The sequence below is a fragment of the Sulfuriferula plumbiphila genome (assembly GCF_009938015.1).
Lineage (GTDB): Bacteria > Pseudomonadota > Gammaproteobacteria > Burkholderiales > Sulfuriferulaceae > Sulfuriferula > Sulfuriferula plumbiphila.
In genome coordinates, this window is the sequence record NZ_AP021884.1 from 1,360,955 (window position 1) to 1,380,495 (window position 19,541).

Sequence of the window (19,541 nt, forward strand, 5' to 3'; positions counted from 1 at the left end):
TCTTGCAGGACTGACAGGAAAAAATGCGAATCTGACGTGCTCTGTTGCAGCCCCGTGTTAATCCTGAACAATCCTGTTAATCCTGTCCAAGAATTAGGTGGATATGCATGAATTTTGAAACCGCAGTTTTTTATTTCTTCTCGGCGATATTGCTGTTTGCCGGAGTACGCGTCATCACCGCGCGCAACCCGGTACACGCGGCGCTGTTCCTGGTGCTGGCATTTTTTACCGCAGCCGGCCTGTGGCTGATGCTGGAGGCGGAGTTCCTCGCCATTACCCTGGTGCTGGTATATGTGGGGGCGGTAATGGTGCTGTTCCTGTTCGTGGTGATGATGCTCGACATCAACCTCGACAAGCTGCGCGAAGGCTTCTGGGATTACCTGCCGCTGGCCGCTATCGTAGCGACACTGATGGTATTGGAAATGGCAGTTGTGCTGGGTGGTAAACAGTTCGGCCTGAGTGCGGTTCCTGCACCCATTGCCCACGCTGCAAATTACAGCAACACCAAGGAACTGGGTCGCTTGCTCTACACCGATTACGTATACCCGTTCGAGCTGGCTGCGGTGATTCTGCTGGTGGCGATAGTGGCCGCCATTGCGCTCACCATGCGCCGCCGCAAGCACACCAAATATCAGGATCCGGCACAGCAGGTGAAAATCAAGCGTGCAGACCGCATTCGCATGGTTTCCATGCCGTCTGAAAAAACCGTACTGGCTGAACCAGTTACGCAACCGGAAAAATAATTCGCCAGCGTTATTGCAGGCACCGCAACCATAGGGGGGATACCCGTGCTGTCACTTTCACACTACCTGGTGCTGGGCGCGATATTGTTCGCCATCAGCGTGCTGGGCATATTTCTGAATCGCAAGAACGTCATCATCCTGTTGATGGCGATCGAGCTCATGCTGTTGTCGGTGAACATGAATTTCATCGCCTTCTCGCACTATATGGGCGATACCGCCGGGCAGATTTTCGTGTTCTTCATTCTTACCGTGGCAGCGGCGGAATCCGCCATTGGCCTGGCGATTCTGGTGGTGCTGTTCCGCAACCTGCATACCATCAACGTGGACGATCTGGATCATCTAAAAGGCTAAGGGCGCTCAGGCGAACCCGACGGGAACTAACCATGACGGAAATGCAAAAGCTTTATCTCCTGGTGCCGCTGGCGCCGCTGCTCGGCTCGGTCATTGCCGGCCTGTTCGGCTGGGCTATCGGGCGCACCTTGTCGCACCTGGTGACCATCGCCGGCGTGGCGGTGGCGTGCTGGGTTTCCTGGATTATCTTCCAGGACGTGCAGGCCGGACACGTATTCAACGGCACTGTCTACACCTGGATGAGCAGCGGCGATCTCCGTTTCGAGATCGGGTTTCTGATCGACCCGCTCACCACCATGATGATGCTGGTGGTGAGCTTCGTCTCGCTCATGGTGCACATCTACACCATCGGCTACATGCGCGACGACCCCGGCTATCAACGCTTCTTCAGCTACATTTCGCTGTTTACTTTCTCCATGCTGATGCTGGTGATGGCCAACAACTTCCTCCAGCTGTTCTTCGGCTGGGAGGCGGTGGGTCTGGTGTCCTATCTGCTGATTGGCTTCTGGCATACCCGTCCCACGGCGATTTACGCCAACCTGAAAGCGTTTTTAGTAAACCGCGTGGGTGATTTCGGTTTTCTGCTTGGCATCGGTCTGGTGCTGACCTACTTCGGTACCCTGGATTACGCCTCGGTATTCGCCCAGGCGCCGGCCATGGCGAGCCACACCATCAGCATCCTGCCGGGACAGGAATGGTCGTTGCTGACGCTGATCTGCATCCTGCTGTTCATCGGTGCGATGGGTAAGTCGGCGCAGTTTCCGCTGCACGTCTGGCTGCCGGATTCGATGGAAGGCCCCACCCCGATCTCGGCGCTGATTCATGCCGCGACCATGGTGACGGCGGGCATCTTCATGGTGGCGCGCATGTCACCGCTGTTCGAGCTGTCGCAGACCGCGCTGTCGGTGGTGATGGTGATTGGTGCGATTACCGCGCTGTTCATGGGTTTCCTTGGCATCATCCAGAACGACATCAAGCGCGTGGTAGCGTATTCCACCTTGTCCCAGCTGGGCTACATGACGGTGGCGCTGGGCGCTTCCGCCTACTCGGTGGCGGTGTTTCACCTGATGACCCATGCTTTCTTCAAGGCGCTGCTGTTCCTGGCGGCAGGCTCGGTCATCATTGGCATGCACCACGACCAGGATATCCGCAACATGGGCGGCCTGCGCAAGTACATGCCGATCACCTGGATCACCTTCCTGGTCGGTTCGCTGGCACTGATCGGCACGCCGTTCCTGTCCGGCTTCTATTCCAAGGACAGCATCATCGAGGCAGTGTCGCTGTCGCGGCTGCCCGGTTCCGGTTTCGCCTACTTCGCCGTAGTGGCGGGGGTGTTTGTCACCGCCTTCTATTCGTTCCGCCTGTATTTCCTGGTGTTCCACGGCAAGGAGCGTTTTCCCCTCCATGAAAGTCACGCGCATGGTCACGATGACCACGGCCATGGTGGCAAGCCGCACGAATCCTCCTTGGTGGTCACCTTGCCGTTGATCCTGCTGGCGATACCTTCACTGGCAATCGGCTATTTTACGATTGATCCGATGCTGTATGGCGACTACTTCAAGAGTGCGATTTTTATCAACAATGACTTGCATCCGGCCATGGCGGAACTCAGGCAGGAGTTCCACGGTGCCGGCGCGATGGCGCTGCATGCATTGACTACGCTGCCGTTCTGGCTGGCGTTTTCCGGTGTCGCGCTGTCCTGGTTCTTCTACATGAAACGTCCGGACATCCCTGCCGCGATCAAGGAACGCTTCAGCCTGATTTACGCAATCCTGGAAAACAAATACGGTTTCGATACGTTCAACGACTGGTTCTTTGCCGGTGGCGCCCGCAAGCTGGGTAACGTTCTGTGGCGCTACGGTGATGTGAAACTGATCGATGGTTTCTTCGTCAATGGTGCGGCGCGTGTGGTGGGATGGTTCTCCAGGGTGATTCGCAACTTCCAGTCCGGCTACATCTATCATTACGCTTTTGCCATGATTATTGGCGTGTTTGCGCTGATTACCTGGTTTGTACGCGCAGCCTGACGCAACACATGACGAATAAATACAAGGGAATAGGGAATTTATGCTAGCTGGATACCCACTACTGAGCCTGTCCATCTGGGTGCCGATCATCGCCGGCGTGCTGGTGCTTGCCACGGGATCGGATCGCAATGCGCCGCTGGCGCGCTGGATTGCCCTGCTGGGTGCCCTGCTTGGCTTCATTGTTACCCTGCCGCTCTACACCCGGTTTGACCCGTTCTCCGCCAGCATGCAGTTCACCGAGCTGGCGCGCTGGATTCCGGCATTCAATATCCACTATCACCTCGGCGTGGACGGCATAGCCATGCCCTTCGTGCTGCTCAACAGTTTCACCACGGTGCTGGTGGTGATTGCCGGATGGCAGGTCATCCAGAACAAGACCGCACAATACATGGCAGCCTTCCTCATCATGTCCGGCCTCATCAATGGGGTGTTTGCGGCGATGGATGCGATGCTGTTCTATGTGTTTTTCGAGGCCATGCTGATTCCCATGTTCCTGGTGATTGGTATTTGGGGCGGGCCAAACCGCGTGTACGCGGCGGTCAAGTTCTTCCTGTACACCCTGATGGGCTCGCTGTTGATGCTGGTGGCGTTTATCTACCTGTATTTCCAGTCCGGCGGCAGCTTCGAGATTCTGGATTATCAGCGCCTGCCCATCGGCATGAGCGCGCAGATACTGATCTTCATCGCCTTCTTCCTGTCGTTCGCGGTGAAGGTGCCGATGTGGCCGGTGCATACCTGGCTGCCGGATGCCCACGTCGAGGCGCCCACCGGCGGTTCGGTGGTGCTGGCGGCAATTACGCTGAAAATCGGCGCTTACGGTTTCCTGCGCTTCAACCTGCCGATTGCGCCGGACGCCAGCCATTACCTGTCCGGCTTCATCATCACCATTTCGCTGATCGCGGTGGTGTACATCAGCTTTGTTGCACTGGCGCAGAGCGACATGAAAAAGCTCATCGCCTATTCTTCCATTTCGCATATGGGTTTCGTCACCCTGGGCTTTTTCATGTTCAATACCCTCGGCATGGAGGGCGGGCTGGTGCAGATGATCTCGCACGGCTTCATCTCTGCCGCGATGTTCCTGAGCGTAGGCGTGATGTATGATCGCCTGCACTCACGCCAGATCGGCGACTACGGCGGTCTGGCTAAAAAAATGCCGATGTTTGCGGCGTTCTTCATGCTGTTTGCCATGGCCAATGCCGGCTTGCCCGCCACCAGCGGCTTCATCGGTGAATTCATGGTCATCATGAGCGCCATCAAGGTCAACTTCTGGTACGCCTTCCTGGCTGCAACCACCCTGGTTCTGGGTGCAGCCTATACATTGTGGATGTACAAGCGCGTGGTGTTCGGCAATATCACCAACCCGCACGTGGATGACATGCAGGACATCGGTGCGCGCGAATTCGGCTTCCTTGCCGTACTCGCGGTGGCGGTGCTGGCAATGGGCGTCTACCCCAAGCCGGTAACCGATGTCATGCATACCTCGGTGAACAACCTGCTCGCCCACGTGGCGCAGAGCAAACTGCCCTAAGCTGTATTGATAAGGACTACAGATGAATTTTGCCCTCACCGACCTGACGCCGCTGCTGCCGGAAATCTTTCTGCTGGCGGCCGTTTCCTTCATCCTGATTTTTGACCTGTTTCTCAGCGATGAACATCGTTACATTACTTATATTCTCAGCCTGTCCACGCTGCTGGGCTGCGGCTGGCTGACTTTTTCCGGTGCGGGTGGCGGCGTGGTGTATGCCATGCACGGCATGTTTGTCAATGACATGCTGGCCGATGTGCTGAAGCTTATGGTGTATTTCAGCGTTGCGGTGACCATGGTCTACTCGCGCGAATATATCCGCGTGCGCGGCATGTTCCAGGGCGAGTTCTTCGTGCTGATGCTGTTCGCCACGCTGGGCATGATGGTGATGATCTCCGCCAGTCATTTCCTTACCCTGTACATGGGACTGGAACTGCTGAGCCTGTCGCTGTATGCGCTGGTGGCGCTGCAGCGCGACTCGGCAGTGGCAGCCGAAGCGGCAATGAAATACTTTGTGCTGGGTGCACTGGCGTCGGGCATGCTGCTGTACGGCATGTCCATGCTTTATGGCGCCACCGGCAGCCTGGAGATCGCCAAAATCGCCGCTGTGTTGCAACAGGGGCTGGGCAACAATACCGTGCTGGTGTTCGGTCTGGTATTCGTGGTGGCGGGACTGGCGTTCAAGCTTGGCGTGGCGCCATTCCATATGTGGATTCCGGACGTGTACCACGGTGCGCCCACGGCCATCACGCTGTTTATCGGTACCGCCAGTAAAATTGCCGCACTGGGTTTCGTGTTGCGTATCCTGGCGCAAGGGCTGCAGTCGCTGTCCCCCGACTGGCAATCCATGCTGGTCATCATGGCGGTATTGTCCATGGCGGTGGGCAATATAACGGCCATCGCCCAGACCAATTTCAAGCGCATGCTGGCTTACTCCACCATCTCGCACATGGGCTTTCTGCTGCTCGGCCTGCTGGCCGCCGATATCAACGGCTACACGTCCGCCATGTTCTACATGATCAGCTACGTGTTCATGGGGCTGGGTTCATTCGGCATGATCCTGCTGCTGTCGCGCAAAGGCTTCGAGGCCGACAAGCTTGACGACCTCAAGGGGCTCAATCAGCGTAGCCCATGGTATGCATTCATGCTGCTGCTGATCATGTTCTCGCTGGCCGGCATCCCGCCCACGGTAGGTTTCTACGCCAAGTTGTCGGTGCTGCAGGCGGTGATTCATGCCGGTTACACCTGGCTGGCCGTAGTCGCAGTCATTTTCTCGCTGATCGGCGCATTTTATTATTTGCGCGTGGTCAAACTGATGTATTTTGACAAGCCGCATGACATGACCCCGATCGCACCCCAGGGCGACATGCGCGTATTGATGAGCGCCAACGGGCTGGGTATGCTGGTCCTTGGTATTGTGCCGCAGCCGCTGATGGCGCTGTGTGCTTATGCTATAGGTAAATCGCTATGAATGCCCCTGTTATTGCCTTGCTGCTGACCGCACTGGTCGCCGCCAATCTGCCGTTTTTGCTGGAGCGCATCTTTTTCGTCATTGCCCCCAGGGATAGTCACAAAGCGCTGGGCTGGCGCGCGCTGGAACTGCTCGTGCTGTACTTTCTGGTGGGTGGCGTGGGTTTCCTGCTGCAGCGCAAGATTGGCCCCGTGCAACACCAGAACTGGGAGTTTTATGCGGTTACCGCCTGTCTGTTTCTGGTAATGGCCTATCCCGGATTTGTATACCGTTATTTGTGGCGGCGTTAGCAGAACCAGGGAGCGCCTGAATACTCAGGCAGGGTTGTTGCTACAGTAATACCATTACTGGCCGTTACTTGGTGTTACATCAATAAGCAGATAATAAAGGAGCGCTATGGCCAGGCCGGAAAAAGTTCGCCTGGGTGAACTTTTGGTTCAGCAAAAGCTGCTTTCTGAAGAACAGCTCCAGTTGGCATTAAGCGAGCAGAAACGCAGCGGGCGCAAGCTAGGGCGTTTTTTTGTCGAAAATGGCTTTGTCACGGAAGAGCAGATTTCCGGCGCACTGGCCAAGCAACTCAACATCCCCTACATCGATCTCAAGTATTACAACTTCAATCCCGATACGGTGCGCCTGTTGCCGGAAACCCAGGCGCGCCGCTTCCGTGCCATAGCACTGGAGGATCGCGGCAGCGCGCTGTTGCTCGGCCTGGCCGACCCCACCGACCTGTTCGCTTACGACGAGATCGCCCGTTCCGTGAAAAGGAATATCGAGCTCGCCGTGGTGAACGAGGGCGAACTGCTGCAGACCATCGACCGCATTTACCGCAAGACTGAAGAGATAACCGATTTTGCCCGCGAGCTGGAACAGGATCTGGGCGACACCTATGTGGATTTTGGCGCGCTGGGGGCGACGGCTGGGCTTGAGGAAGCGCCGGTAGTCAAACTCCTGCAGTCGGTATTCGATGATGCGACGCAGGTGCGGGCATCCGATATCCACATCGAGCCGCAGGAAGGGCGCCTGCAAATCCGCTTCCGCATCGACGGCGTGCTGCATCTGCAGACCGAATCCGACATCAAGATTGCCTCGGCCCTGGCGCTGCGCCTCAAGTTGATGTCGGGTCTGGATATCTCGGAAAAACGCCTGCCCCAGGACGGGCGCTTCGCCATCAAGGTCAAGCAGCAGCAGATCGACGTGCGTATCTCCACCATGCCCACCCAGTACGGCGAGTCGGTGGTGATGCGCTTGTTGAACCAGAGCGGCACGACGCTCAAGCTGGATTCAATCGGCATGCCGCCCGGCATGCTGGAAAGATTTCGCGCCATCCTGCGCCGCCCGAACGGGCTGGTGCTGGTGACCGGCCCGACCGGGAGCGGTAAAACCACCACCCTGTATGGCGCGCTGGCCGAACTGAATACGCTGGAAAGAAAACTGATTACCGTTGAGGACCCGGTTGAATATCGCCTGCCCGGCATCAACCAGGTGCAGGTCAACGACAAAATCGAACTGACGTTTGCGCGGGTGCTGCGTTCTGCGTTGCGCCAGGACCCGGATGTGGTGCTGGTAGGCGAGATGCGCGACCAGGACACTGCCCAGATCGGCATGCGCGCAGCCATGACCGGCCACCTGGTATTGTCCACCCTGCATACCAACGACGCGGCAAGCACACCCGTGCGTTTGCTGGATATGGGCGTGCCGCGCTACATGGTGGCCACCTCCTTGCAGGTCGTGCTGGCCCAGCGTCTGGTGCGGCTCATTTGCGCGAACTGCACCGAGCCCTATGAGTTAAAAGCCACTGAGCATGAATGGTTGAAAGCCGAGTTGGGGGATACCGTTGACACGCGCCGTTATTTGCATGGGCGCGGCTGCGTGCATTGCAACGGCACCGGCTACCGCGGCCGCACAGGCGTATACGAAATGCTGGAAATGACAGAAGCTCTGGCGGATGCCGCCAACCATCACGAACCGGCGCACTTCATGAAAGCGGCTCACGCACAAATGGCCGGACAGACGCTGCGCAGGCATGCCGTAGTGCTGGCTGCCGCGGGAAAAACCACGGTGGCTGAAGCGATGCGCATCAGCAATCAGTTCGAGGACTAGGGGGAAGGAAATCAAAAGGCGAAAGGCGAAAGGCGAAAGGCAAAAATTAAAAGCTAAAGGCATAAGGCAAAAAATGGCGGTGAAACGTGATCTGGATGAACGATTGTTAGTGTATGGAGCAACCATCATCAAACTGGTCGAATCTTTGCCGTCTACTATTGCCGGCAGACGGATTGGGGATCAACTGTTGCGCAGCGGCACGTCCGTTGGCACAAATTTTGAGGAAGCCCAAGGTGCGGAATCGAAGAATGATTTCGCTCATAAATTACAGATCGCCCTGAAAGAGCTGCGCGAATCCAACTATTGGCTGCGCTTGTTGGCCAAAACCGAGATGCTCCCTCAAGAGACGCTAGTGGTGGTCATAGGCGAATCGGCTCAACTAAAAGCGATACTTTCAAAATCAGTAGCCACTGTCAAAGGCACAGCAAAAACCAAAGGGATTGAAAAATGAAAAATGATAGTCAATTACCCGCCCCATTTTTGCCTTTTGCCTTGCGGGTTTCATAGCATGCCTTTCTTCGCCTACAAAGCCCGCAATGCCCACGGTGAACTGGTGCAAGGGGTGCTCGAAAGCCCCGACAGCGGTGCCGTAGCGGAGCAGCTTTTCAACACCGGCATCACCCCGATTGAAATCGCGCCGACCAAAAAACCGGCATTGGGCGGCGAAGGCGGCTGGTGGGCGCGGTTGACCGAAGAAAAGATCCGCTCCATTGATGTACAGCTGTTCAGCCGGCAGCTCTACACCCTGCTCAAGGCCGGCGTGCCGATCATGCGCGGGCTGGCAGGTTTGCAGGAATCCGCCATCAACAAATCGTTTGGGCGTGTGCTGGGCGATATCCGCGAATCGCTGGACTCTGGCCGTGAGCTTTCCGCAGCCATGCGTCGTCATCCCGAAGTTTTTTCTGCTTTCTACCTGAGCATGGTGCGTGTCGGGGAAATGACCGGGCGCCTGGAAGATATCTTCCTGCGCCTGTTTGATCATCTCGAATTCGAGCGCCTGATGCGCGAACGGGTACATACAGCCATGCGTTACCCGATGTTCGTGGTGATTGCCATGGCGGTGGCCATCACGGTGATCAACCTGTTTGTGATCCCGGCGTTTGCCAAAGTGTATGCGGGATTCAATGCCGAACTGCCGCTCATGACGCAGATACTCATCGGTTTCTCCAATTTCATGGTCAGGTTCTGGCCGCTTATGCTGGCATTGGTCGTCGGTGCCGGATTTGCGTTCAGGATTTATATCGCCACCGCCGCCGGCAGGTACCGCTGGGACAAGCTCAAGCTGCGCTTCCCGATCGTGGGCAAGATCGTATTGAAAGGCGCGCTGGCACGTTTCGCGCGCAGCTTCGCGCTGGCCAGCAAGAGTGGGGTACCCATCGTACAGGGCCTGAATGTGGTGGCACAAACGGTGGACAATGCCTACATTGCCAGCCGCATCACGCAAATGCGCGATGGCATTGAGCGCGGCGAAAGCATCCTGCGCACTGCCGTGACGGCGGGCGTGTTTACGCCGGTGGTGTTGCAGATGGTTGCGGTGGGCGAGGAAACCGGCGAGCTCGACAGCCTGATGGACGAGATTGCCGAAATGTATGAGCGCGAAGTGGATTACGAACTCAAAACGCTGTCGTCGCAAATCGAGCCCATCCTGATTGTTGGCCTGGGCATCATCGTTCTGGTCCTTGCCCTGGGCGTATTCCTGCCGATCTGGGACCTCGGCAAGGTCGCGTTGCACAAATGAAATATGCACGGGGTGGCAAATTCTGCCGCCTGACGTCAGTTATTCTGGATAGGGGAAGGCGGGTCGGCTTCACCCGGTTCGAGCTGGTGGGGATCATTTTCATAGCCAGTGTGCTGTCAGTCCTGCTGTACGACCAATTTCTGCGCTACCAGGCACTGGCTGAACAGGCTGTCATGGAAATGACCGTCATCAACATGCGCAGCGGCCTGCGGCTGCGCGTGGCAGAGCTGATGATGCAGGACAGGACCGATGAAATCGGCAGTCTGCTGCATGAAAACCCCATAACATGGCTGGCGGCGCCGCCTCCCAACTACATTGGGCAATTGGCCCACCCGGAACAGCACGCGATCCCCGCGAACAGCTGGTATTTCGATAGCGGACGCCATGAACTGGTTTATCGGTTGCGCCGCGACAAGCTATTCGAAGCGGGCCCGGCGCGGGAAAAAGCGCTGCGCTTCCGCGTCACTGCAGTGCACCATCCGCAGCAAACAGGGGAGGGTGGCGCACGCAAAGTGGAAGGTGTGGCCCTGACCATGATCACTCGGCATGATTGATGCTGGGCGGTGGCATGGTTTGTGCTATATGCGGAACACAGAATTTACCGCGCTTTTCAATGGCGGGACATGGAGGAGTGGAAAATGAGCAGAAGTCATCACGGTTTTACCTTGATCGAACTTGTCGTCGTCATCGCTATCATCGGGATTCTGGCGGCAACCGCCTTGCCGCGCTACATCAATATGCAGTCCCAGGCACGAGCGGCCAAGGCACAGGCGATTTTCGGATCAATCAGATCGGCGGCCGCACTGGCGCGCGCCAATTGCATGGTGGATCTGGCGGGGCTTGTTGCATCTCCTACCTGCACCACCACGGGTGGAACAACCAACATGGACGGTACTGCCATTGCCATGGTTAACCAGTACCCGGCGGCAACTGCGACGGGTATTATTGCTGCGGCGCAACTGGATGCGACTAATGATGCGGTAGCCATCACTCCGGGCGCGACTGCGACCGACCCGATATTGATCGACATCGACGGAGGCACTTCGCCGAACTGCCGGATTTCTTATACCGCTGCAACCACCTCGAGCACCGGTCTGGTTGCGCCGCAAATCACGCTCTCGCGTACAGGTTGTTAACAATATGTTGTGAGTGAATGCACGGGCATGTTTATTGCGGTATGCCCTGGTAAAACTGGTTTTTTAATGAGTGGTTGGTTTTCTTATTAGTCAGGAGATAATAATGCGCAAAGTACAAGCAGGTTTTACCTTGATCGAGCTGGTGGTGGTGATCGTGATTCTGGGGATTCTGGCAGCGGTGGCGCTCCCTAAATTTATCGACCTTACCGGCGACGCCTCGAACTCAGCAGTGCAAGGTGTGGCAGGGGCGCTTGCGTCTGCTTCCGCCATCAATTATGCGGCGAGGAAAGCCAATATTAATAACGGCATCGCCGTAACAGACTGTGGAAGTACCGGGGGAACCAATGGGACAGGCGCATTGCTGCAAGGCGGATTGCCCACAGGTTATACCGTAACTGCTGCTCCCATTGCCGCAGATACGACGGTTAGCTGTGTGGTAACTCTTACCTCGGGTGCAAACACCTACACTGCGAAGGCACCCGTCATCGGAATTTTGTAAAAGCACGCGTAGGGCGCAATAGCGCAGCGTATTGCGCCGCATGGGTGTCGATGCAAATGCCGTAACCAAAGCACTGGCGCATTATGCCCTTCGGGCTAATGCGCCCTAGCATTGTTAGCTGGTCGAAGCTTTCTCTGGGACAGGCAGCTATGGGATTTATGGGCTGATATGCTGATGCAACTTGAACCATTGCCCCGGCAAACCGGCCTCCGTACAACCATGCCACAGCCCGCCGGCTTCACTCTCGTTGAACTGATCGTGGTAATGATCATCATCGGCATACTCGCCGTTGCTGCCATTCCCCGTTTTTTCGATCGTCAGACTTTTGACAGCCGCGGGTTCAATGATGAGGCGCTGGCCGCATTGCGCTATGCCCAGAAAGCCGCGATCGCCCAGCGCCGCACGGTGTGCGTGGGCTTCAGTCCAACCAGCATTACCCTCACCATGGCTGCGCTCGCCGGCTCGTCAAGCTGCGATATCAATCTGGCAGGCCCGACCGGCACCAGCCCTTTTCAGGTCTCGGCACCCACAGGAGTGTCGTTTACCGGCACCCCGATCCCGTTCCAGTTCAATGCGCTCGGCCAGGCCAGCAGCGGCCAAACCATGCAGGTGACCGGGGCGACAGGCAGCATCACGGTCGAGCAGGACACCGGTTATGTGCATCCCTAGCCGATACCGCCAGGCCGGCATTTCCCTGGTTGAACTGGTGATGTTCATCGTCATCGTCGGCGTCGCGGTCGCGGGCGTGCTGTCGGTGATGAACGTCACTACCCGGCACAGCGCCGACCCCATGCTGCGCAAGCAGGCGCTGGCCATTGCCGAATCGCTGCTGGAAGAGATTGAGTTGCAGCCCTTCACCTATTGCGATCCGGATGATGCGAATGCGGCGAGCGCGACAGGCGCATTCGTGGGCGTGAACGGATGCGCTGCCACTGTTGAGGCGCTCGGGCCGGAAACCGGCGAAACCCGTTACGCCTCGCCGCAATTCGACAATGTGAATGACTACAGCGGATTCTCGATGTCGCCCATCGTGGATATTACCAATAGCCCGCTTGCCGGGCTCGGTGCATACACCGCTTCGGTCAGCATCACCCAGGCAGGCGCGCGCTTTTCCTTGCCTGCTGCAGAGGTGCTGCAAATCGACGTGCGGGTGATCTCCGGCGACACCGACATCACCCTCACCGGCTACCGTTTCCGCTATGCGCCGAATGCGGTGCCCTGATGAAATATCGACGGTCATGATAAAATTTCAGCGCGGATTCACCCTGATCGAGGCGATTATCGTGATCACCCTCACCGGCATCATCGCCGGCATGGTGGCGGTGTTCATCCGCGCGCCGGTGCAGGGCTATTTCGACTCGGCACGGCGCGCCGAACTGACCGACACCGCGGATACCGCAGTACGCCGCATCTCCCGCGACTTGCATCTGGCGTTGCCGAACAGCGTGCGCGTGACCCAGGCTGGTGCCGCATATTATCTCGAGTTTTTGCAAACCAGTGGGGGCGGACGTTATCGAGCCGCGGTGGATAATAGCGGGGGTGGAAATATTCTGGATTTCACCCAGCCTACTTCCACCTTCGATGTACTGGGCCCACCTGTCTCGACTGTGGCAGGCGCAAAGAACCTGGTCGTAGTGTATAACCTGGGCGTACCGGGCGCGGACGCTTATCAGGGTGACAACACCAGCCCGATTAGCGGAATTGCCGGCAACACGGTCACGATCAGTTCCTGGCTGTTCCCGTTTGCTTCCCCCGCCAACCGCTTTCAGATTGTTTCCTATCCGGTTACCTACGTCTGTGACCCGGGTGCGCAGACGCTTACACGTTTCTGGAATTATCCTGTCCAGGCCGGTCAGCCCACCAGCTTTGCCGCCGGCACGCCAAGCGCGCTGTTGGCCAGGAATGTAACTGGCTGCTCTTTTTCTTACGATACGCAGGTGATCACCCAGCGTGCGGGCCTGGTATCGGCCTGGCTGCAGATCACCCAAAGCGGCGAAAGTGTGAGTTTGTATCACGAGGTGCATGTCAGCAATGTGCCCTGACTGGAATAAGCCAATAACCATCTGCAATGCCGGATGCCCAGCCCAGCGTGGTTTTGCCATCGTGGCCGCGATCTTCCTGGTAGTCGTGCTGGCCGCCTTGGGCGCGTTCATGCTGACTTTCTCGACAGTGCAGCACATTACCTCGGCACAGGATATACAAGGCGCGAGAGCCTACCAGGCGGCACGCACCGGTATCGAATGGGGCGCCTATCAGGCGTTGCGCAACTCAAGTTGCACGCCCAGCACGTCGTTAACGCCAGGAGGCACGCAGGCCGGCTTTGGCGTCACGGTTCAGTGCACCCGATTTGGCCCCTATACGGAAGGCGGCAGCACGCTGCTCATGTACCAGATCACTTCAACCGCAAGCCAGGGTACGCTGGGCAGCGCCACCTATGTGGAACGGCAATTGCAGGCGACGGTGGGGAAATGAGCGAAAGCGATTACCACAAATGAAACGGCAAGTAAGCATGCTGTTTGTATGGCTCGGCCTCTGCCTGGCCGGCACGCACCCGTCCGCCCTGCTGGCAGCAAGTTACGTCAGCATTCCCACAACCTTTGTCTGGATCAGCCCCGCAGGGCACACCGACGCCGGCTGGTCGAACGGGAGCCAGTGCTCCCGGGCGTTCTACGGCGCGGCTGTGGACGACGACATCACTGCCCAGATTCCGCTCGGCTTCACCTTCAATTTCGGCGGTACCAATTACACATCCGTGCAGATCATGTCCAACGGGCGCCTACAATTCAACAACGGCTACTGTGGCTACGGCACGCAAAGCGTCGGGCCGCCGCGCACCTATCCCTATCCCTATCCGGACAACAATCTGGTGCGAACCATGAAGGTGTACGGGGCGGACCTGGATCCCCTGCCCACGGACAGCAGCGGGGGGGGCACCACGACCTGCAGCCTGCCGGGTTGCCGCGTGACCTATGCATCGCTCGGGGCCGCACCGAACCGGTATTTCGTGGTGACATGGAGCAATGTGCCGGAATGGGGGGCTGTCGGCAGCTACTTCAATCTGCAGGCAATCCTTTACGAAAATGGGGCGTTCGTCTACCAGTTTGGCCCCAGCAACAATCCTTCCCGGGGCATGGCACAGATCGGATGGGAGCTGTCCAGAGCGGACTATGGCCTGGTCCAATACGCGAGCATTGGGGCCCTGGCGGGGACCGCGGTCAAGTTCACCCGGTTTGCGGCCGGTACCCTGGGTCTTTTCAACGCATTCGATTCCAATACGCCGCCCGGCTCCGTTGCGGGTGTGATCCAGACCAAGATAGCCGGTCAGCCCTTCAATCTGGATATCGTGGCACTCAGGAACAATGGCACTCTGGACACGAACTACACGGGAGCCGTCCAGGTCGAACTGGTGGACGCCTCGAGCGGTGGAGCGTGCACCGGCCTGCCGTCGATCCTGTCCCTGGGCACGTTCACCTTTCAGAAAAGAAACAATGGGCGCCTGACCGTACCCAATATCCAGTTCAACGATGCGCGTGCCAATCTCCGGGTGCGGATCAGTGAATCCAATGGCAATGGCAATGGCAACAACACAAGTGTCGCCTGTTCCACCGACAACTTCGCCCTGCGCCCGGCCTACTTCCTTGTGACAGCTACCGATACCGACTGGCAAACGCCCGGAACTGGCCGGGTGCTTAACAATACAGCGGTCTCGGGAGGTGTGGTGCACAAGGCGGGCCAGTCGTTCAGTGTGACGGCGAGCGCCGTCAACGCTGCGGGTGCCATCACGACGGGCTACCAGAATTCGACCCCGACGCTCACGGCCACGACAGTGCTACTGCCCAGCGGCGGCACGCTGGGTACGCTGTCGGGGGGCGCCTGGAACGTCGCCAGCGGAGTGGCTGTCAGCAACAGCGCTGCGTATAGCGAAGCAGGCGCCGTTTCCATGCAAATGACGGATGCGGTTTTTGCTGCAGTGGACGCGATGGACGGCACGCCACCTTGCCAACTGACCATCGGCGATCAGTGTGACTCAAGCAACAATCCCGTTCCCTGGGTACCGGCTACGGCGGTCGGTCGCTTCGTGCCCGATCATTTCAGCGTGACGGCGAGCAATACGCCGGCATTCAAGACCTTCAACGACTCTGCCTGCAGCTCGCGTTCCTTTACTTATATCGGTCAGGGCTTTGGTTATGCCACCGCGCCGCAGGCGCTGATTACTGCCCAAAACGCTGCCGGAGCCACCACGCAGAATTATCGTGGCGCCCTGTGGCGGCCCGTGCCTGCATTTGCGTACAGCAGCCCTTCAGGGACACTGGATACCGGCCTGGCGACTACGCCGACCGTGGTATCCAACAATGACGGCACCGGCAGCGAAAATGTCAACAGCACCGATCTGCTGGCTTATACGCGCAACCCGGCTACGCCCCAGGCCGCTTTCAATGCCAATATTTCTTTGAACCTGAGCGTTACCGATCCCAGCGAGGCGGGTGTGGCTGGAAACGGCACCATCAATACATCGGCGCCAGCGCAATTCAACGGCACGGGCAGCGGCATTGCCTTCGATTCCGGCAACGCATTCCGTTATGGCAGGCTCAAGCTGGGCAATGCGTTCGGTTCTGAAGCGCTGGATTTACCGATACCCATCGAAGCGCAATACTGGAACGGCACGGTTTTTGTTACCAACGATTTGGACAGTTGCACTTCCCTGAATGCGGGCAATATCGCTCTCGGCAATTACAGGAAGGGGCTGAACGCAACCAATATGGGGACGAGTCATATCAGTATCGGCGGTGCATTTGTTAACGGTAAAGGCAGTCTGAAACTGACCAGGCCATCGCCAGCTGCGCTGGGTAGCGTGGACCTTGCCATTAATCTCGGCTCGGGCCTGGGAAGCATCGATCAGTCCTGCCCGGCATGGACAACAACGAGCAACGGGGCGGGCATGGCTTACCTGCGCGGCAAATGGTGTGGTGCCAATTACGACCGTGACCCAAAGGCGCGCGTGACTTTCGGAATTTATAAAAATGCAAATGATTTCATCTATATGCGCGAGATGTATTAAGCACCAGACGGCATTTTAATCACGGAAAACGCCGTTTAAACCAAAGGGTGATTTTAAAGACCAGCCGGGTTTCAATACAGGAAAGCAAAAGTCGATTGACAACAATGGCTTATTGTTTTAGTTTCAAGTGGATTTTTTAGATGGCTGTGGGCATGAGTTTATTCCCGAAAACAAAAAAAACCGCCGGCTGGTTGTCCATCAATATTCAGGAGGATGGCGTTTACATGGCGCATGTTGCGCCTATGCCAGCAGCCCGGCCCCAGGTGGGGCTGACCGCTTTTTACCCTGCCGATAAAACGCAGACCGCCGTCACACTGGAAAAGCTTGCCAAGGAATTGCACACGGATCGTTATGAGTGCACCAACTTGCTTAATCCTGGCGAGTATCAGCTGTTGTCCGTGGAGGCGCCGAACGTACCGCAGGACGAGCTTAAAACGGCTATCCGCTGGCGCCTGAAGGACATGCTGGATTTTCACATCGATGATGCGACCATCGATGTGCTGGATATTCCGGGGGATAAAAACATACCCGAGCGCAAGGGTTCCATGTATGCGGTGGCGGCACACGAGCAATTCATCAAGCAGCGCCAGACGCTATTCGAGCAAGTCAAGATTCCGTTGAGCGTCATCGATATCCCGGAAATGGCGCAGCGCAATATTTCAGCCCTGCTGGAGCCGGAAGATCGCGGTTTGGCATTGCTTTCCTTTGACAGCACAGGCGGGTTGCTCACCATCACTTTTGCCGGCGAGTTGTATCTGTCGCGGCGCTTTGAGGTGACCCTGGCGCAATTACTGCAAACCGATATTGATCAGAAAAACGCGTGTTACGACAGAACCACACTCGAACTGCAACGCTCGTTCGATCATTTTGAACGGCAGTTCCGGTTCATTGCGGTCTCCAAACTGATGCTTGCGCCTTTGGGCGATGGCGGTTCCGGTTTGCAGGAATATCTGGCGGCGAACTTGTACATGCCGGTAGAAACATTGAATCTGGAGGCGGTGCTGGATATTTCCAAAGTGCCGGAACTGCAGCAGCTCCAACAGCAGCAGCTTTATTTCATGGTGCTGGGGGCGGCGCTGCGCCAGGAGGTAAAGGCTCTGTGAGTCAGCAGATCAACCTTTACAATCCGCTGTTCCGCAGGCAGAAGAAATATTTCTCGACCGTGACCATGCTGCAGGCGCTTGGTCTCACCCTGCTGGGTTCACTGCTGGTTTACGGCTATGCCTGGTATCGCACCTCGGAACTGGAACAGCGGTCTTTGCAGACCGCAGAATCCTACCAGGCCACGCAGGTGCGGCTGGCGCAGGCAACAGCCGCGTTTGGTCCACGCCAACCCAGCAAATTGCTGCAAGACGAGATCGTGCGGACGGACGGCCAAGTCAAGGCACGCCGTCAGATTATTGACCTGCTGGGCAAAGGGGAATTGGGCAATACCCAGGGATTTTCGGAATATCTGCGTGCGCTTTCGCGGCAGACGCTGGGCGGATTGTGGATCACCGGTTTCCATGTATCGGGCACGGGCAGCGACATGGCGATCAATGGCCGAACCCTGCAGCCGGAACTGGTGCCCGTCTTCATCAATCGACTGAAAAAGGAACCGGTGCTGGCAGGCAAGACATTCAGCATGCTGGAAATGAGCCTGCCAGAGGCCGGAAAAGCGGCGGATGGAAAACCGGCGCCTCCCCCTCCGTATATCGAGTTCAGCCTGCGCAAGATGCAAGTGGAGTCTGCCAAATGAGCGCATGGAAAACACAATGGCAACGCCTGGCCGATCGCGTCGATGCGATGAGCTTGCGCGAACGCGCCCTGATTTTTCTCGCAGTCGCGATGGTGCTGATCGTGCTGGTGAATACCGTACTCATCGATCCTTTGCTGGTGCGCCACAAAAAACTGCAGCAACAGATCGCGCAGACACAGGAAAAAACCAGCGCGATGCAGACCCGAATCCAGACGCTGGTGAAGACCTGGAACGTCGATCCGGATATTGCCCTGCGCGCACGGCTGGCGCAGTTGCGGGAACAATCCGAGCAAACCGGCAAAATACTCGAAGACATACAAAGCGGGCTGGTGCCCCCGCAGCGGATGCCGGCGTTGCTGGAAGATATTTTGCGGCACAACCGCTCATTGCGTCTGGTGGTATTGAAAACACTGCCGGTAAAGGTTCTGGGCGAGCCTGAAACTACCGCGGCCGGCAAGACAGCAGGCCAGGCAGACAAACCCGCCCCGGCGCAGAAGCCCGCAACGCCGGGAAGTATTGTATACAAACACGGTGTCGAGATTACGGTGGAAGGCAGCTATCTGGACCTATTGCGCTATCTGACGGAGATCGAGTCCCTGCCGTGGCACATGTTCTGGGGCAAGGCAGATCTGGATGTGGAGAAATACCCCAAGGTGGCGCTTACCTTGCGGTTGTATACCTTGAGCCTGGACAAGGCATGGTTGGCGATATGATTACGCTAAATAAAAAGGCAAAAGGCAAAAGGCAAAAGGGGGACGAAGAACGCCAACGCTGCGCCGCCCGTTGCCTTCCCGTTTTTGCCTTTTGCCTTTTGCCTTTTGCCTGTCTCTTCGCGCCTTCGGCTTGCGCTGTCGATGCCCTGCAGGATCCGACGCGTCCGCCGGCTGATCTGTCGCAAGGGAATGCTGGAGCGCTTGTGCCAAGCGGCCCCCAGTTGCAGTCAGTGCGAATTTCCGCACGCCAGCGCTCGGCCATTATCAGTGGCCAGCGCGTCAAAGTGGGCGATAAGCTTGGCGACGCCAGGGTGGTCATGATTACCGAAAACGAAGTGGTGCTGAAGGGTGGCAGCGGTTTGCAGACATTGAAACTTTTCCCCGATGTAGGCAAGCGCATCATCCTGCGCAGCCAGCACCCTGAATACTGATCGTCCCGGC

At 57.4% G+C, this 19,541-nt stretch carries 21 protein-coding genes; all 21 read left to right on the plus strand.

The features are described 5' to 3' along the window. Nucleotides 1-107 precede the first annotated feature (107 nt). Complete coding sequence (locus GZH91_RS07160; protein WP_147072610.1) at nucleotides 108-743, plus strand: NADH-quinone oxidoreductase subunit J; 636 nt, start codon at nucleotides 108-110, stop codon at nucleotides 741-743. A gap of 45 nt (nucleotides 744-788) precedes the next feature. Next, entirely contained in the window at nucleotides 789-1,094 is a 306-nt protein-coding gene (nuoK, locus tag GZH91_RS07165; RefSeq protein ID WP_147072608.1) for an NADH-quinone oxidoreductase subunit NuoK, read from the plus strand. 32 nt (nucleotides 1,095-1,126) lie between these two features. Beyond that, nucleotides 1,127-3,121, plus strand: a complete 1,995-nt coding sequence (nuoL, locus tag GZH91_RS07170) for an NADH-quinone oxidoreductase subunit L (protein ID WP_147072606.1) — start codon at nucleotides 1,127-1,129, stop codon at nucleotides 3,119-3,121. A 40-nt stretch (nucleotides 3,122-3,161) separates the two neighbouring features. After that, the gene (locus tag GZH91_RS07175; RefSeq protein WP_147072604.1) at nucleotides 3,162-4,649 is read left to right on the plus strand and encodes an NADH-quinone oxidoreductase subunit M; all 1,488 of its coding nucleotides are present in this window, start codon (nucleotides 3,162-3,164) and stop codon (nucleotides 4,647-4,649) included. Between the two features lie 22 nt (nucleotides 4,650-4,671). Beyond that, entirely contained in the window at nucleotides 4,672-6,117 is a 1,446-nt protein-coding gene (gene nuoN / locus GZH91_RS07180; RefSeq protein WP_147072602.1) for an NADH-quinone oxidoreductase subunit NuoN, read from the plus strand. Then, a complete protein-coding gene (locus GZH91_RS07185) occupies nucleotides 6,114-6,407 on the plus strand; it encodes a DUF2818 family protein (protein ID WP_147072600.1) in 294 nt (97 codons plus the stop codon). The genes nuoN and GZH91_RS07185 overlap by 4 nt, the downstream gene beginning before the upstream one ends. 106 nt (nucleotides 6,408-6,513) lie before the next feature. Next, a complete protein-coding gene (locus tag GZH91_RS07190) occupies nucleotides 6,514-8,217 on the plus strand; it encodes a GspE/PulE family protein (RefSeq protein WP_147072598.1) in 1,704 nt (567 codons plus the stop codon). A gap of 73 nt (nucleotides 8,218-8,290) precedes the next feature. Continuing rightward, nucleotides 8,291-8,668: a four helix bundle protein gene (locus tag GZH91_RS07195; RefSeq protein ID WP_147072596.1), complete on the plus strand. Its 378-nt coding sequence runs from the start codon at nucleotides 8,291-8,293 to the stop codon at nucleotides 8,666-8,668. 57 nt (nucleotides 8,669-8,725) lie between these two features. Next, on the plus strand, nucleotides 8,726-9,955 hold the full coding sequence (locus GZH91_RS07200; protein ID WP_147072594.1) for a type II secretion system F family protein: 1,230 nt from the start codon (nucleotides 8,726-8,728) through the stop codon (nucleotides 9,953-9,955). Next, a complete protein-coding gene (locus GZH91_RS07205; protein WP_147072592.1) occupies nucleotides 9,952-10,509 on the plus strand; it encodes a hypothetical protein in 558 nt (185 codons plus the stop codon). Before GZH91_RS07200 ends, GZH91_RS07205 begins: the two co-directional genes overlap by 4 nt. Nucleotides 10,510-10,593: 84 nt before the next feature. After that, a complete protein-coding gene (locus tag GZH91_RS18255) occupies nucleotides 10,594-11,091 on the plus strand; it encodes a type II secretion system protein (RefSeq protein ID WP_161984203.1) in 498 nt (165 codons plus the stop codon). 103 nt (nucleotides 11,092-11,194) lie between these two features. Then, nucleotides 11,195-11,590, plus strand: coding sequence for a prepilin-type N-terminal cleavage/methylation domain-containing protein (locus GZH91_RS18260; RefSeq protein WP_147072580.1), 396 nt, complete (start codon nucleotides 11,195-11,197; stop codon nucleotides 11,588-11,590). 174 nt (nucleotides 11,591-11,764) lie between these two features. Next, the gene (locus GZH91_RS07220; protein WP_161984204.1) at nucleotides 11,765-12,259 is read left to right on the plus strand and encodes a prepilin-type N-terminal cleavage/methylation domain-containing protein; all 495 of its coding nucleotides are present in this window, start codon (nucleotides 11,765-11,767) and stop codon (nucleotides 12,257-12,259) included. After that, entirely contained in the window at nucleotides 12,246-12,812 is a 567-nt protein-coding gene (locus tag GZH91_RS07225; protein ID WP_147072575.1) for a type IV pilus modification PilV family protein, read from the plus strand. Before GZH91_RS07220 ends, GZH91_RS07225 begins: the two co-directional genes overlap by 14 nt. 16 nt (nucleotides 12,813-12,828) lie before the next feature. After that, nucleotides 12,829-13,632 (plus strand): type II secretion system protein, encoded by an 804-nt coding sequence (locus GZH91_RS07230; protein WP_161984205.1) that lies wholly within the window; start codon nucleotides 12,829-12,831, stop codon nucleotides 13,630-13,632. A 61-nt stretch (nucleotides 13,633-13,693) separates the two neighbouring features. Then, entirely contained in the window at nucleotides 13,694-14,062 is a 369-nt protein-coding gene (locus GZH91_RS07235) for a hypothetical protein (protein WP_223264540.1), read from the plus strand. Nucleotides 14,063-14,099: 37 nt separating this feature from the next. Beyond that, complete coding sequence (locus tag GZH91_RS07240) at nucleotides 14,100-16,649, plus strand: DUF6701 domain-containing protein (RefSeq protein WP_161984206.1); 2,550 nt, start codon at nucleotides 14,100-14,102, stop codon at nucleotides 16,647-16,649. A gap of 152 nt (nucleotides 16,650-16,801) precedes the next feature. Then, nucleotides 16,802-17,752, plus strand: coding sequence for a type IV pilus biogenesis protein PilM (pilM, locus tag GZH91_RS07245; RefSeq protein ID WP_147072567.1), 951 nt, complete (start codon nucleotides 16,802-16,804; stop codon nucleotides 17,750-17,752). Then, the gene (locus GZH91_RS07250) at nucleotides 17,749-18,387 is read left to right on the plus strand and encodes a fimbrial assembly protein (RefSeq protein ID WP_147072565.1); all 639 of its coding nucleotides are present in this window, start codon (nucleotides 17,749-17,751) and stop codon (nucleotides 18,385-18,387) included. Before pilM ends, GZH91_RS07250 begins: the two co-directional genes overlap by 4 nt. Then, the gene (gene gspM / locus GZH91_RS07255) at nucleotides 18,384-19,100 is read left to right on the plus strand and encodes a type II secretion system protein GspM (RefSeq protein WP_147072563.1); all 717 of its coding nucleotides are present in this window, start codon (nucleotides 18,384-18,386) and stop codon (nucleotides 19,098-19,100) included. The genes GZH91_RS07250 and gspM overlap by 4 nt, the downstream gene beginning before the upstream one ends. Continuing rightward, nucleotides 19,097-19,531 carry a general secretion pathway protein GspB gene (locus tag GZH91_RS07260; protein WP_232522224.1) on the plus strand — a complete coding sequence of 145 codons (435 nt, stop codon included), beginning with the start codon at nucleotides 19,097-19,099 and terminating at the stop codon, nucleotides 19,529-19,531. The genes gspM and GZH91_RS07260 overlap by 4 nt, the downstream gene beginning before the upstream one ends. The last annotated feature ends 10 nt before the right edge of the window (nucleotides 19,532-19,541 follow it).